A 15,663-nucleotide genomic window follows, 5' to 3' on the forward strand; every position below is an offset into this window, starting at 1 on the left:
TAAATTTGGAGGTTTTGATGCATACAAAAACTATTGCGAGTATTGCAAGTGGAATGGGCGGTGGAATAGGAGTAATAAGAATAAGCGGAGATGATGCTATGACTATCGCCGGTAAGATATTTAGAAAAAGAAGTCAGATAGACCTGTCATCAGAATGTGAGAAAGAAGATGTGCAGTCTGATGATAAATTTTTTGAAAAAACAGATACACATACGATACATTATGGATTTATCGTTGATGAGGGGAAAGTTGTAGACGAGGTTATGGTTTTGGTTATGAAAAAACCTAACAGTTATACAAGGGAAGATGTGATAGAGATTGATTCACACGGAGGGCCATTTATAGTAAAAAAGATTTTGGAAACGGTACTGAAAAACGGGGCTGCTCTTGCTGAGCCGGGTGAATTTACCAAAAGGGCATTTTTTAATGGAAGAATAGATCTTGCACAGGCTGAGGCTGTAATGAAGCTTATATCATCTGAAAATAATTATGCTTTAGACAGTGCACTGAGCCAGCTTGAAGGAAATTTATCAAAATATATTGAAGATATAAGGCAGGATATACTTTATGATATGGGATATATAGAAGCTGCACTTGACGACCCTGAACATTATGACCTTGGAAAGTTTAGGTTTGAATTAAGAGATAAACTTGAGAGGGATAAAGATAAGCTTAATGAGCTTGTTGAGCATTTTGATGATGGCAGAATGAAGTCAGAGGGGATAAATACGGTTATAGTAGGAAAACCAAATGCCGGAAAGTCTTCGCTTATGAATCTGCTTCTCGATGAGGAAAGAGCCATTGTCACAAATGTAGCAGGTACGACAAGGGACATTCTTGAGGAGCGAGTTAAGCTTGGGGATGTTATTTTAAATCTTGTGGATACGGCAGGAATACATGAAACGGATGATGTTGTAGAAAATATCGGTGTAAATAAAGCAATAGAGTATGCAGATAAATGTGATTTTATAATATATGTTGTTGATTCAAGTGAAAAACTGGATGATGCAGATTTCCAGATAATTGATATATTGCAGCAGAAAAAGGGTGTAATATTAATGAATAAGTCTGATCTTAACCCGGTTACGACTGTCAACGATATTCAAAAAAGGCTTGACTGGGAATGTATTACATTTTCTAATGAGACAAAACAGGGAATGAAAGAGTTAGAAGATTATGTTAATAATTCATTCCTTGACGGAGATATATCGTTTAACGATCAAGTACATTTGACAGGTATAAGGCATAAAGAGGCGGTTATGGCTGCAATAGAAAGCATAGATGCCGTGCTGCAGGCAATAGACGATGAAATGCCGGAGGATTTCTTTACAATAGATATGATGGATGCTTATAAGGGACTTGGTCTGATAAACGGTGAAACGGCATCAGAGGATTTAGTCAATAAAATATTTAAAGAATTTTGTATGGGAAAATAAGATGGAGGTTAAGAAAATGCCATATACTTATGAAAGTTATGATGCGGTTGTAATAGGTGCAGGTCATGCCGGCTGCGAAGCTGCTTTAGCGACAGCAAGGCTTGGCTTAAAAACGCTTATATTTACGGTTAGCGTTGACAGTATTGCAATGATGCCGTGTAATCCAAATGTAGGTGGAAGTTCAAAAGGGCATTTGGTTAGGGAGATAGATGCGCTCGGTGGCGAGATGGGAAAAAACATAGACAGGACATTTATTCAGACGAAAATGTTAAATATGTCTAAAGGTCCGGCTGTTCACTCTTTAAGGGCACAGGCTGATAAAAAAAATTACAGTAATTCAATGAGAAGAGTGCTTGAAAATACGGATAATCTCACGATAAAACAGGGTGAGGTTGCACAGGTGCTTGTGGAAGATGGAAAAGTTGCGGGGGTTAAGACAACTTCTGATGCAATTTACCCTTGCAATGTTGTTATCATGTGTACGGGAACATATTTAAAGGCAAGATGTATATATGGTGATGTAAGCCAATATACAGGTCCTAATGGACTAAGTGCGGCTAACAGTCTCAGTCAGTCGCTTTTAGACCTCGGAATAGAGCTTAGAAGATTTAAAACGGGTACACCGGCAAGAGTTGATAAGAGAACGATTGACTTTTCTAAAATGGAGGAGCAGAAAGGTGATGAAAATATAGTTCCGTTTTCATTTACAAACACACCTGAAGAGTTGGAGAGAGAGCAGGTATCGTGCTGGCTTACCTACACTAACGAAGAAACACATGAAATTATTAGAGAAAATATTGACAGGTCGCCAATGTACTCTGGAAATATAAAGGGAACGGGTCCCAGATATTGTCCGTCAATAGAGGATAAAGTTGTTAGATTTGCTGACAAAAAAAGACATCAGGTATTTTTAGAGCCTGAGGGTCTATACACAAATGAGATGTATATAGGTGGAATGTCAAGTTCACTGCCAGAGGATGTGCAGTACAGAATGTACCATACAGTTCCGGGGCTTGAACACGCAGCAATCGTGAGGAATGCTTATGCTATCGAATATGACTGTATAAATCCGTTGCAGTTAAAAGCATCATTGGAATTTAAAAATATATCAGGATTTTTCAGTGCAGGACAGGCAAATGGAAGCTCAGGATATGAGGAGGCAGCAGCCCAGGGGATAATTGCAGGAATAAATGCGGCAAGAAAGTTCTTGGGAAAAGAACCGGTCGTTTTGGACAGATCGCAGGCATATATAGGTGTACTTATAGATGATCTTGTGACAAAGGGTACAAATGAGCCGTACAGAATGATGACATCAAGAGCAGAGTACAGGCTTTTGCTAAGACAGGATAATGCAGATATGCGTCTGACGGGAATAGGTCATGAGATAGGTCTTATAGATGATGAGCGTTACGAAAAGCTGCTTGAAAAAGAAAGACTTATTGAAGAAGAAGTGGAGAGGATGAAAAAGACAACTGTAGGTGCGAGAGCAGAAGTTCAGGAACTTCTTGCAAAATATGAAAGTACACCGTTACAGTCGGGAACAACTCTTGCGGAATTATTGAAAAGACCGGAATTGTCATATGAGATAATCAAGGATATAGACAAGGACAGAAAAGAACTTCCGGAAGATGTAAAAGAACAGGTAAACATTGAACTCAAATATGAGGGCTATATAAAAAGACAGTTACGACAGGTAGAGCAGTATAAAAAACTTGAAAATAAAAAAATACCTGAAGATATTGATTATGATGATGTTTATAGCCTTAGAAAAGAAGCGGTCCAGAAACTAAAAGAATTAAGACCGGCATCGGTGGGACAGGCATCAAGAATATCGGGAGTATCACCGGCGGATATATCGGTGCTTCTTATATATCTTGGAAAGTGATTTTTGTAAACAACGGTGATATACTGCTGAGATTAGATAAGAAAGTGATTTTTTTTGATGGTATAAATCAGGTGTATTGTTAAGTGTTTGAAATAATAATTATAAAATACAGATTGTCTATGTCTGCTGGCTTGATTGCAAAATTAAAACGAGCTTTAATCGTATGGTTTAATTATAAAATAAATGTTATATTTAATTGCCTGATTTGGTTATAAAGTAAAGATTATCTTTTTTTGGAAGAGAGGTGGAATAATGGGTGAAAAGTTAAAAGAAATTCTAAAAGATGGAGCGTTGGCAGCAGATATTGATTTGACTGATAGTCAGCTTGATAAGTTTGAAAAGTTTTATGAACATTTGATAGAAAAAAATAAAGTGATGAATCTTACTGCTATTACTGATGAGAGAGATGTGGTTTATAAGCATTTTATTGACAGTATTGCATTGATTAAAAAGATTAACTTTGACGGTAAAAAAGTTATTGATGTGGGAACAGGAGCAGGGTTTCCGGGAATACCACTTGCTATCGTGACTGACAATGCAGAATTTGTTCTTATGGACTCGCTGAATAAAAGAATAAAATTTTTAAACGAAGTAATAGAAATCTGTGATTTGAAAAATGTTACAACAATTCATGCGAGGGCGGAGGAACTAGGAAGAGATACGGAGTATAGAGAAAAATTCGATTATTGTGTTTCGAGAGCTGTTGCAAATATGTCTACACTTTTGGAATATTGCATACCGTTTGTGAGAGTAGGAGGTGTATTTGTGTCATATAAATCCGGTGATGTGACAGAAGAAATTGAATTATCAAAAAATGCTCAAAAACAATTGTTTTGCAGGATAAAAGATGTTATTGGCTTTTCAATCCCAAATACAGATATAAGCAGAAGTTTTGTCGTGTTTGAAAAGAAAAAGGAATTAAATAAAAAATATCCGAGACAGGGCGGTAAGCCTAAAAAGAGTCCATTATAAAATGGTTCATTTGTATCACCCAGATGGAACTAAACAGAGAATATTAATATTTTGTGTTTTGCTGCCAGCAACAGCGGATAGTGTTAAGGACAAAAAAGAGATGGTTGTGAATATCTGTTTAGAGTAATTAACTATTTTAGATAGTTAATTACTATCCAAAAATATTGTTTGAAATATAAGTTTGATTTTTAAGTTTTAGCATTTCTGCAGAACTTTGGAAAAAGGGATAATTTGAAATTTCAAATATAGTCAATTTTTTGCTTAAAAATAGTAACAGTTCTACCATAAAAAGGTACTTAACAATACAATGAACAAGCTCATTGTATTGCCAATTATCTTTTTATGTCTGAACTGTTACTAAAAATATATAAATATTTGTGAAGGACAGTAGAAGATTATTAATAAAAATGGTATAATGTTTCACGTGAAACATTATACCGTTTTTGAATTTGAAAATCAGTGTAGTGTATCTCAGATTTTAAGTTAAACGACATAGAGTGGATTTTCGGTACGCACGGTGGAAAAATGTGCAAAAGAATGTGGCGGTTTACAGTTGACGCAATGAAGCAGATGAAAATTTATACAAATTATTTGGTGAAATATTAATGTTACATTATATCAGGGAAGGAAAGACAAAATAAATTAATGGGACAAATAACAATATTAGTTAATTATAAGGTAAAACATGAAACCAGAGAGATATTTGTTAATGAAGTAATCGAAAGTGAAATCTTAGACAAAATAAAAAAAAGAAGATGGATTTATTTCTTATGAATATTTTTATAATGTAACAAATTCTGATGGTTTACTTCTGGTAGAAAAGTGGATATCTGAAGAAAAACAACAACAGCATTTAAAAACAGAACATATGAAAAAGTTAAAAGCTATTAAGGAAAAGTATATATTAGAGACTGATGTGCAGAGTTTTAGAGAATAAATGGATAGAAGCACAGAGTTGATTTTAAAAAAAGAACTATTACTAAATAAAAAAATAAGTATTTGTATTTAAAAAAAGTTCTGTTTGTTGTAAAATAGAAAATGTCAAAAATAAAATACAGCTAGTGAAACCAAATAATATTGATAATATTATAATGTTTCACGTGAAACATTATAACATTATCAATATTACTATTTTACTGTACAGGAAAATGCTCGTAAAGTAGTGTGGCATCAACGAGAATAGCGAAACAATTCTTGGAGAGCAAAACGCTGGTTTTACTCTTTTTTACGGCTGATATTTAACAAGATAAAAGAAATGAGGTGAAAAAATGGGGAGAATAATTGCAATATCAAATCAAAAGGGTGGTGTAGGTAAAACTACTACTGCAATAAATTTATCAGCTTGTCTGGCTGAAAAAGATAAAAAAGTTTTGACGATTGATATGGATCCTCAGGGAAATACAACGAGTGGGTTGGGAATTGACAAAAATGAAGTTGAAGATACGAGTTATGAAGTCCTGTTAGGCGAGGCTAAGATAGAAAATGCTATAACTAAATCAATTATGGATGGGTTATTTGTAGTTCCGTCAGAAAGAGGCTTGGCCGGAGCTGAAATTGAACTTATTGGGAAAGTAGACAGAGAGTTTATATTAAAAAAGGAAGTTGAAAGAATAAAAGATGACTATGATTTTATTATAATTGACTGTCCACCATCATTAAATACGCTTACTGTTAATGCAATGACTACGGCTGATACGGTGATAGTACCTATTCAATGTGAGTATTATGCATTAGAAGGACTCAGCGAATTAATGTACACAATCCAGCTTGTTAAAGAGAGATTAAATAATGAACTTGAAATTGAGGGAATCGTATTCACTATGTATGATGCAAGAACTTGTTTGTCATTACAGGTTGTAGAAAATGTAAAAGAGAATATCGATAAGAAAATATATAAATCAATTATTCCAAGAAATGTAAGGCTTGCGGAGGCTCCAAGCTATGGACAGCCAATTAATTTGTATTCGCCCAGATCCGCTGGAGCGGAAGCATATAGGGCTTTAGCAGATGAGGTTATTGCAAGAAAATAAGTTATGAAAGGAAAACATATTATGGCTAAGAAAGGTCTTGGAAAAGGTATCGATGTATTGATACCGCAGGCAAAAGAAAAAACTAAGTCAGAAAAAGAAAACATAAAGACAAAAGAAGTTATCAAAGAGGTTGTTAAGGAAGTTATTAAAGAGGTTGATACCATAGATATTAATAAAATAGAACCTAATAAAAATCAGCCTAGAAAGAGTTTTGATGAAGATTCTATACATGAACTTGCTGAGTCAATTAAATTGAGGGGGATCATTCAACCACTTGTAGTGCAAAAGGGCGAAAAAGGGTTATATACAATTATTGCAGGAGAGAGAAGATGGAGGGCTGCAAAAATAGCCGGACTTAAGGATATTCCGGTAGTTGTGAAAAATTACAGCAATCAGGAAATAATGGAGATTGCACTTATTGAGAATATTCAAAGAGAAGACTTAAATCCCATTGAAGAAGCAGAGGCATATGAACAGCTTATAAAGGAATATAATCTGAGACAGGATGAAGTTGCTGAAAAAGTGTCAAAGAGCAGGGTGGCTATAACTAATTCACTCAGACTTCTCAAATTGGATGAGAGAGTAAGACGGATGGTTATTGAGGAAAAATTAAAAAGTGGTCACGCAAGAACGCTTATTCCAATAGAAGATGGGGATTTGCAATATGAAATTGCACAGAAAATTTTTGATGAAAAGTTAAGTGTAAGAGATACAGAAAAACTTGTTAAGAATATTTTGAACGGAAAGAGTAAGAAAAAAGAAAATAAAAAACAGGTAAATTCTCAGGAAGAAATAATTTATAAGAGATTTGAAGAAGATTTAAAAATGACTTTTGGAACAAAAGTTAATATTAACAGAAAATCAAAAGATAGGGGAAAAATTGAAATTGAGTATTATTCACAGAGTGAATTTGAAAGAATACTTGAATTAATTCATGGAATTAAAGACGAGAGAGAGGCAGACTAAAAATGAAATTATTTAATGAATTTGGAATTGATATTGGATATGTTGTGTTAGGTATGGCAGGGGTAATATTGCTTATGTTTATTATGCTAATTGTGACAATGGCAAAAAACAGCAGTACAAGAAAAAAATATAAAAAATTTATGGCTGGCGAAAATGGAAAAAATCTCGAAAAAGCTATTTTAGATAAGTTTTCGACAGTAGATGTGCTGGAGGCAGAAGTTCATGAACTTAGTGAGAGAGTTGAAAATGTATCTGGGCGACTTGTTTCGTCATATCAAAAAATAGGACTTGTAAAATATGATGCATTTAAGGAAATAGGTGGAAAACTTAGTTTTGTACTTGTTTTGCTTACTGAAGAGGACAATGGTTTTATTATAAATTCTATGCACAGTTCAAGAGAAGGCTGTTTTACATATGCTAAAGAAGTTGTAAACGGAGAAGCCTTTGTGATTTTATCTGAAGAAGAACAGCAGGCTCTCGAGGAGGCAAAATCAAATATCGGTCTTAAGAAGTTTTCAGATGGAGAGTAATATATATATAAATTGTTCTGGAGAGTGAAATACAATAATTTTTTAGACCGAGAGTAATATATAAAAAGTTTTTTACCGGAGAGTAATATATAAAAAGTTTTCTGTTTGAAACTGAAATAAGAATATATGAAATAAGAGTATATGAAATATATAAAAAAGGTTGCTGGAAAATTCAGCAGCCTTTTAATTTTAGTGTATATTCGTAAATATAATTTTATAAATAACATTATAAGAATATCAGGAAAATGGCTTCTGATATTCTTATAAGTAAATAAATATATGTGTTATGCTTTTTTAAAATAAATGTAGCATATATGCAGCACTATTCTGATACTACACTGCCATATAGAGATTTTAATTCTGATGGAATAGTATCAGATTTTTCTTTTGAAATATGTGCAGGCAAGTCATCTGTAACAAATGAACCGCCGTTAAAATCATCGTGATAGTGTTTTACATCTTCGTTGATAGAAAACATTTTCTGGTCAAGAAATGAGATAATATTTGCACATTCTTTAAGTTCTTCTCTGATACCATCAGGAGCTTTTCCGTCAAATTTGTAATATATCTTATGCTCAAGGCTCGCCCAAAAATCCATAGCTATTGTGCGTATCTGTATTTCAACCTTTGTATCTATTTTGTCATTAGAAAGAAAAATAGGAATAGATACTATCATATGGTAGCTTGTATATCCATTAGGTTTTGGATTGGCGATATAATCTTTGACACGCAGTACAGTTACATCGCTTTGCTTGGCTATAGCATCTGCTATACGGTATATGTCTGAAGTAAAGGTACAGATGATGCGTACCCCTGCAACATCATTTACATATCTGATAATATTTTCTACGGTAAGCTCTCTGTTGTTTATACGCATTTTACGAGCTATACTGTCAGCAGATTTAATACGCGAAGATATGTGTTCTATCGGGTTATACTGATGAGCTAGTTTAAATTCGTTATTTAATATTTCTATCTTGGTACATATTTCTTTTAATACTGCATCGTAAAGCAGTAATGCTCGCTGCCATTCTTCTTCTTCATCATAATATATTGGTACTTCCATAAAAACCCCCCTTGATATAAAATGTACTACTAACCGTTTGAAAAGTAAGTTTGGTATTAATTAGCTGAAAACAAAATAAAAAGATTTTTGTTTTGTGTTTTCAGTTTAAAATATAAACTTGATATTAGTTAATTGGAAATATCAAATTAACTAATAGTGTTTAGCTGTTTTTAATTTAAAATATAAGCCTGGTATTATTTAATTGAAACCGTAAATTTTGTTACAAAAACGATATCCAAGAATAATCACCTGTCTTCCGACTTTGCTCTTTAATTGTAATGGTCTGCCAAATTTTTTGTTTGTTATGTCTCGATACACACGCTTGCTGTTGCTTTTTAAATAATCCCAAAGTTCCTGTCTTTTTCTAAGACTTTCAGGTGTACCGTCTTTAACAAGCAGAGCAGAACTGACTATCATCATCATAGCGAGATATTTTGTCATGTATGATTGTAACTTTTTATTTTTTATTGATGAAAGATCATGAGAGTCAATCATAAGCTTGGTAACTTTAAGCTGCTGGTCGATTCTTTTTATCATAATGGCTTCATTTACAGACTGGTCTTCACGCCCGATAAAATACCTATACAGATCTACATCGAGGTAAAAGATAGTGTTTACATATGGTAGTGGAATGTAGGCGTATAAGTTATCAACATAAAATGTATGCTCAGGTAATTTGAGGCTGCAATCTCTTAAAAGTTTTGTTCTGTAAATTATGGAATGCATAAGTAAATTTTGACTCATTTTAAAATGTTTTACATCTTTCCAGCCTATAAATTCATTGCATGGAATTGCACTGTGATAATTAATAGCCTTATGTTTATGTGCACTAGGTTTTTCATATACATAATTGCTTATAAGCATATCAAGTTGTTTGGAATCAGTTACAATTTCGCGTAAAAAGTCAAGAACTTTGACAAGGCTCTCTTTATCGAACCAGTCGTCACTGTCTAAAACTTTGAAGTAAAGACCGGTGGCATTTGCAAGACCCGTATTAACAGCCGAGCCATGTCCGCCATTTTCTTTATGGATGGCACGCACGATTCCCGGATATTTTTTTTCATACTTAAGTGCTATATCAAGAGTGTTGTCCGATGAACCGTCGTCAACAACGAGAATTTCAATGTCATCCCCACCTATAAGTGCTGAGTTAATAGCTTTTTCCATGTATTCCTGTGAGTTATAACTAGGAATAGTTACGCTTAATAGTTTCATAATATCTCCAATCATTATTTATTAATTGTAATCTTCCCTGCTGAAAGTCAGGAAGAGGTTCCAACTGTTAGCTGGGTTATTTATAGTTTACTTTAACACTATTATATAATGAAATTGAATTATATTAAAGGAAATAATTCTTAATTATTTATAACATTTGTGATTTATAACTTTTTAGCAAAAAAAATTAAATACCGATGTCAAATGATTCAGAGTCAGTGTAAATAATATAGCCGGATGATGCCTGAGATAATTTTTTTTGCAATAGGGTTGAGGAGAACGATGAAAAGAATGTGCTTTTGATTTTTCCATAGCTGTCATAAGTACATAAAACGGTATTTTTATAACTGCTGTCCTGTGGAAGATTAGCTGCATTCAAAAGTATGTCGGAAAGAATTGGAAGTTGTTTTGATTTTATGTCAAATGCATTATTGTCTGAAAAAATCAGAGAGTCATCATCAAAATGCATAATGCCATTTTCAATTTTAAATGGAGCAAGAATGTCTGACAAAATTATGTTGTTAGTATAATCTAAAGCCCTAAAAACTGCATAATAAAAATTACCGTTTTTAAGATAGAGTTCTGATGAGTTTATCTTTGATGCAAAATTGGCAGGTGTGTTCTCACAAAAATTAAAATAACATAAAGGAGCCGGTATGCCAATCTGGTATAAATCAGCATGATAATAATTTATCTTTTCTAAATCAATATTACTGCCCGGATTAAGGGGCAGTAAGGATAACGGAAAAATGGTTTTGTTAGTTTGGTTTAGAGTTATATCAAATATGAGGTTGCATGAAGTAAAGTTATCAAATGAAAAATAAAATTCACAGTCAGCTTGAAGGCTTTTGTTAGCAGAACTAAAAATTTTCACATGATATTTTTTCTGATATAAAAATGGATAACTAAATGCTGGATAGTTTTTGGCTTCTATATTTTCTTTATGAGAAATATTTTTATTTGTTGAAGAAAGTGTAATAATGTCAGCATCGGACAGAAGCTTTTTTGAAGTGAGTGCATCATCCGGTGAGATAAAAAGTCCGCCTGACTCATCAGTGGTAAAAGTCTGAGGGTTGCTATAAGCATCAGCGGTTGAATTGTTTGACAAAGCGTTGGCAGTTGTATCAGATAACAAAGTATCGGCGGTTGAATTGCGTGATAAATTGTTAGAGGTTGTATCAGATGATGAAACACCAGCAGTTGCATCACATGAAGAAATTTCGAGCTTTACAGGCTGTTTATCATATGACCGTATATTAAAATATGCAGACAGTAAAAAGCTGTTTTTGTCCGAAGTTTCCTTTTTATGCATTACAATGTTTTTACAGACAGATTTTGGGATTTTCAAGTAAATATCTTTTATTGTGCGAGTATAGTAATTGTTGCATGATACAGTTAGCACAACAGTTTCAGGTTTTGGAAAACGAACATTATAATAACCGTTTTTGTCACTTGTTGTATTTACGGTAAAATTATTGTTGGATATAGTTATATTTGCATTTTCAACCGGATTTCCTCCGGGAGTCATGACAAAACCTGTTACAGACTGACCAACAAAGTGTTCTGCATAGTTAATGTTTAGTTTGCGTGAAGAAAGAGAGCAGGACATAGTATAAGTTCCATCCATTGTTCTATCACCGGGAGTAAGCTGTTTTACAGCGTCATTATCAAGTTCATAGGTGATATATCTGCCGTTAGCAGATAAATTTTTAAACTGTCCTTTTAGCTCATGTTTCTGTTTTACAAGTTGTATATAAGATGATTTAACTTCGGATGTCTGCATAATTTTTGCTGCTTTTAATTTTACGGTATAGTTTATACTGTTGACATAAGTTGATGGGAGAGAAAATGGTATTTCAGAGGTATCTTTTTTGACCGTTTTCGAAGCTTTTATTTTAACTGTTTTTTTGAGCGTAAGTTTTTGATTTTTATTAATATCAGTAACAAAAGCTTTAATGGTTACGCTGCCTTTTTTGCGTGGATATAAAATACCGGAGTTTTGATTTATTGTTGCTAATTTGTTGTTGCTGACAGCAAATTTTATTTTTGCTTTTTTAGGAGGATTGACAATATTGTATTTGTAAGTTTTTCCGATATATATAGCATTATATCTGTTTTCAAAGCTTGTTTTGGTTGTTTTTCCGTGAGAGATTATAGGGGGAAATGTCAGTAATAAAGCCAGCGAAAAAATAGCACAAAAACTCATATTAATAAATAAAAAAAATATTGCACCGTTTGCTCTCAATGTACAGTGGTTAATTGATTTAAATATTGTCGGGTGTATCGTCTTTTTATTAGTTGTTTTTCTCATATAAAGTTCTCCTTTTTATTGATTTTAAAATATAATTTAATGCCTTTTTAAGTGTAACTTTTTGGTTATGGACTAATATATTATTTCACAATCAGGCAAACTTACTTTTAATTTTTTTATGGTACTTTTAGTGACTGCAGTTTCATTAATACATAATAGCTTTAGCGTTTTTAGTTCATATAAGGCAGAGAGGTTTTTAAGTTTTTTGTTATTGGATATATCGAGGTTCTCAAGGTTTTTTAGTTCCTTTAAGGAAGTTATGTCATCAATTAAGTTTGAAGATATAACAAGTGTTTTTAGATTGAAAAGCTGTTTAAGAGAGTCGATATTTTTTATACGGTTGTCAGATAAATATAGTTCTCTGACTGATACAAATTCAGATAATCTGCTTATGTCAGAGATATTATTATTGTTCGCTGAAATAATAGTAACAGAGTTAATATCAAAGTTAATATTAAGTGTACTTTTAATACAATCTTCAGATAATAAAGTAATATTCTTGTCCTCAATATCAATTTCTTTAACAGAAGATTTATTGATGTTGTCTTTCTTAATTTTTGAGTTATCGACATTGTCATTGCAATCAATTTTTGTGGTATTAGTGTTTTTGTCATTGCAATCAATTTCTGTAGAATCAGTGTTTTTGTTACTATTATCAATTTCTGCAGAATCAGTGTTTTTGTTATTAGTTTTATTTTCTTCGATAATTGCAACAGGTTCTTTTGTCTCATAGGAGATGGATATATTTTGGATGTTGTGGGCTGCAATTTTATCGGCATTATTAGGAGTGTAAAAAATTTTATACAGACTCAGTATTGGTAAAATAACGGCTAATAAAATAGCAACAGTCATAAATGCAGGCGAGTTAATAATTTTTTGTATTGTAGGAGTAGGTTCTTCAATATGTGGTTTCACCATTGGTCTTGTTTTTGTATTATTGAAAGGGTTATTTTCTGAATTAAAACTAATATAATATTTTATTTCGGAAATATCGTATTCAGCTTTAAAAGAGAGCAGTTCAGTTTTAAAAGCATTGATAGATGGATAACGATATTCCTGGATTTCAGAGGATGCTTTATTCAAAATATCAAAAAAATATTCAGGAATGTCCGTTGTATCTTGAACCGGATGGTCTTTAGCAGAAGTGTTATATCCGTGGCAAAGACTCAGAATTGTTTTTGCAAGTGAATATTCGTCAGACAGTTCATTTATCTGTACCAAATTTTTGGAATATGCTTTAAATTCAGGAGGAGAGTAGCCTTCTGTAAAATAAATATTGCGGCGTATTTTATTATTACTTTTTTTCTGGGAAGATGAAAAGTCACCAATACAAAAAGTATTATCATCATTAAGATATATATTATTTGGTGATATATCCAGATGAAGAATATTGCTTGAGTGAAGCCTGATAATGCCGTCGCATAAGTCTAAGGCAAGGGTCAGAAGTTCATCAAAACAAAGTTTACTATAAATTATCTTATCTATAACAGACAATTTATAAGGATATACTGAAACAGTAAAATTCTGGTATTTTTCTACTGAAACCGGGGTAAGCAGGTGTGTATCATTTATATGTGAAACTGCCTTTAAAATGCAATGTTGTTTATGAACATATGGGGTTATCTTGATAATGCGGAGATTACCACTATTAGTCTGTTCAGACTTATAAACAAAACAGTCATGAGTTATGTATATCAAGTCGGTTATCGGATATTTTTTTAAAAGTTTTTTAGGTGCATTATTTAAAAACATAGTTACCTCCTTTTTTATAAAAGAATTATTTATGTAACGCGAATTGTGCATATTGCCTTTTTGCATACGGTCCTGTCTTTTATTGTAAGTGTTATAATAGCTAATCCCTTGTGGTGTGCTGTTATTTTATGTTTGTTCGTTGAGACAATATTTGTATTACTGCTTGTCCATATTATCTTGGTTTCGTTTGTTACTTTTATATTTGTTCTATATGCAAGAAATGTATTTTTAGTGCTTTTAAGTGTAATAAATTTAGTATTAAATTTTACATATTTATTATTTACATTTTGATTTTTAGTCTTATTTTTATCAGTTGTTTTATGATGTGCAATATTGTTTTTGCTCCTATTTTTATCAGTTATTTTATGATGTGCAATATTGTTTTTGCTCTTATTTTTATCAGTTGTTTTATGATGTGCAATTTTATTTTTGTTGCTTTTTTTGGCTGCTGCGTTGTTGTTTGTTTTTCTGCGTGATTTATTGTTTTGGTTATGTATATTATTTTTTTTAGGCTTGCTTTTTTGAACTGTTTTTTTGTATATTGCAGTTATGTTTTTCTTGTTTTTTGTAGTGCTTTTTTTAGTTGCGTGTGTTTTGGTATCTTCCTTATTTGCAGCTTTTTTTATTATGCGTTTTTTAGTATCTTTTTTATATGTCTTTTTTTTAGTGCTACTTTTGGTTATGCTTTTTTGTGTGTTGCGTTTGGCAATGCCTTTTTTATCAGCATTATTATTATTATTACTTTTTGGTGTCGTAATATTTTTGGTATAAATAATTTCTATATTGCTTGTTTTTCTGCTGCCTGCCGTTATATAAATACGGGTGGCAGAGGGGGCTTTTGCTAATAATTTTTTTATATCTATATAGAAATAATTTTGATGTCTTATAATATTGGTGTTTATTTCGTTGTTTGCATCATCAAAAAATTGTATTTCATTGGTGGTTAATTTACCTGATACACATTTTATACAAAATAGATTTGTGGCAGCAGGGTTGTTGATATAATAGTAATTTACTGAATTGTTTTTTATGGTATCTTTATATAATATATTTTGCTTTAGCTGTGCCGAATTTGTAAGCATATAGTGGGTTTCAGATAATGTAAGTGTTTGTTTTACGGCATCAGAACTAAACACCGTTGATATATTTGTGTTGTCAGTTTTTGTATGACAGAATGTTTGTATAGGTGGTGTTATTATAAAAAATGTGATTAACATTGTGATAAAGACGGCGGATAAATTTGCTGCCGTTTTTATATGATATTTTTTTGAACTTTTTATGTTACAAAAAAATAATATAAATGATAATTTTGAATGTGTGTGGTACATAGCTTTCCTTTCCACACATCATCTAATAAAAATAAGATGGTCATATTCTATTATATATAGTAAGAGTTTTCCAGCTTAAAATCATACAAAAAAAATATTTTTTTTTGTGAAATGTTCACAAAAAATTATTATGAGGAACATATATTCGTGGAACGACACTCTGAAAAAGCAA

11 protein-coding genes are annotated in these 15,663 nt (G+C 32.3%); 6 read left to right on the forward strand and 5 right to left on the reverse strand.

The window, feature by feature from the left end; genetic code table 11:
- Window positions 1-17: 17 nt before the first annotated feature.
- The 6 genes from mnmE to DWZ63_RS12855 all read left to right on the forward strand — a co-directional run bounded on the left by mnmE (window position 18) and on the right by DWZ63_RS12855 (window position 7,819).
- Window positions 18-1,436 carry a tRNA uridine-5-carboxymethylaminomethyl(34) synthesis GTPase MnmE gene (mnmE, locus tag DWZ63_RS12825; RefSeq protein ID WP_055946646.1) on the forward strand — a complete coding sequence of 473 codons (1,419 nt, stop codon included), beginning with the start codon at window positions 18-20 and terminating at the stop codon, window positions 1,434-1,436.
- A 16-nt stretch (window positions 1,437-1,452) separates the two neighbouring features.
- Window positions 1,453-3,321 (forward strand): tRNA uridine-5-carboxymethylaminomethyl(34) synthesis enzyme MnmG, encoded by a 1,869-nt coding sequence (mnmG, locus tag DWZ63_RS12830; RefSeq protein WP_118500075.1) that lies wholly within the window; start codon window positions 1,453-1,455, stop codon window positions 3,319-3,321.
- Between the two features lie 252 nt (window positions 3,322-3,573).
- Entirely contained in the window at window positions 3,574-4,293 is a 720-nt protein-coding gene (gene rsmG / locus DWZ63_RS12835) for a 16S rRNA (guanine(527)-N(7))-methyltransferase RsmG (RefSeq protein WP_055946652.1), read from the forward strand.
- A gap of 1,268 nt (window positions 4,294-5,561) precedes the next feature.
- Complete coding sequence (locus tag DWZ63_RS12845) at window positions 5,562-6,323, forward strand: AAA family ATPase (RefSeq protein WP_022015492.1); 762 nt, start codon at window positions 5,562-5,564, stop codon at window positions 6,321-6,323.
- 21 nt (window positions 6,324-6,344) lie between these two features.
- Window positions 6,345-7,289, forward strand: coding sequence for a ParB/RepB/Spo0J family partition protein (locus DWZ63_RS12850; RefSeq protein ID WP_055946755.1), 945 nt, complete (start codon window positions 6,345-6,347; stop codon window positions 7,287-7,289).
- A gap of 2 nt (window positions 7,290-7,291) precedes the next feature.
- A complete protein-coding gene (locus DWZ63_RS12855) occupies window positions 7,292-7,819 on the forward strand; it encodes a DUF4446 family protein (RefSeq protein WP_055946655.1) in 528 nt (175 codons plus the stop codon).
- Window positions 7,820-8,141: 322 nt separating this feature from the next.
- Here DWZ63_RS12855 and DWZ63_RS12860 read toward each other — a convergent pair whose 3' ends face one another.
- From DWZ63_RS12860 to DWZ63_RS12880, 5 genes are all read right to left on the reverse strand, one after another.
- Window positions 8,142-8,885 (reverse strand): GTP pyrophosphokinase family protein, encoded by a 744-nt coding sequence (locus DWZ63_RS12860; protein ID WP_022015489.1) that lies wholly within the window; start codon window positions 8,883-8,885, stop codon window positions 8,142-8,144.
- Between the two features lie 198 nt (window positions 8,886-9,083).
- Complete coding sequence (locus tag DWZ63_RS12865; protein ID WP_022015488.1) at window positions 9,084-10,100, reverse strand: glycosyltransferase family 2 protein; 1,017 nt, start codon at window positions 10,098-10,100, stop codon at window positions 9,084-9,086.
- Between the two features lie 187 nt (window positions 10,101-10,287).
- The gene (locus DWZ63_RS12870; protein ID WP_118500076.1) at window positions 10,288-12,411 is read right to left on the reverse strand and encodes a carboxypeptidase-like regulatory domain-containing protein; all 2,124 of its coding nucleotides are present in this window, start codon (window positions 12,409-12,411) and stop codon (window positions 10,288-10,290) included.
- 72 nt (window positions 12,412-12,483) lie between these two features.
- Window positions 12,484-13,905, reverse strand: a complete 1,422-nt coding sequence (locus tag DWZ63_RS12875) for a leucine-rich repeat domain-containing protein (protein ID WP_182431521.1) — start codon at window positions 13,903-13,905, stop codon at window positions 12,484-12,486.
- Between the two features lie 287 nt (window positions 13,906-14,192).
- Window positions 14,193-15,245, reverse strand: coding sequence for a hypothetical protein (locus DWZ63_RS12880; RefSeq protein ID WP_147353234.1), 1,053 nt, complete (start codon window positions 15,243-15,245; stop codon window positions 14,193-14,195).
- Window positions 15,246-15,663 lie beyond the last annotated feature (418 nt).

Source organism: Clostridium sp. AF34-13, assembly GCF_003477845.1.
Lineage (GTDB): Bacteria > Bacillota > Clostridia > Lachnospirales > Lachnospiraceae > Butyribacter > Butyribacter intestini.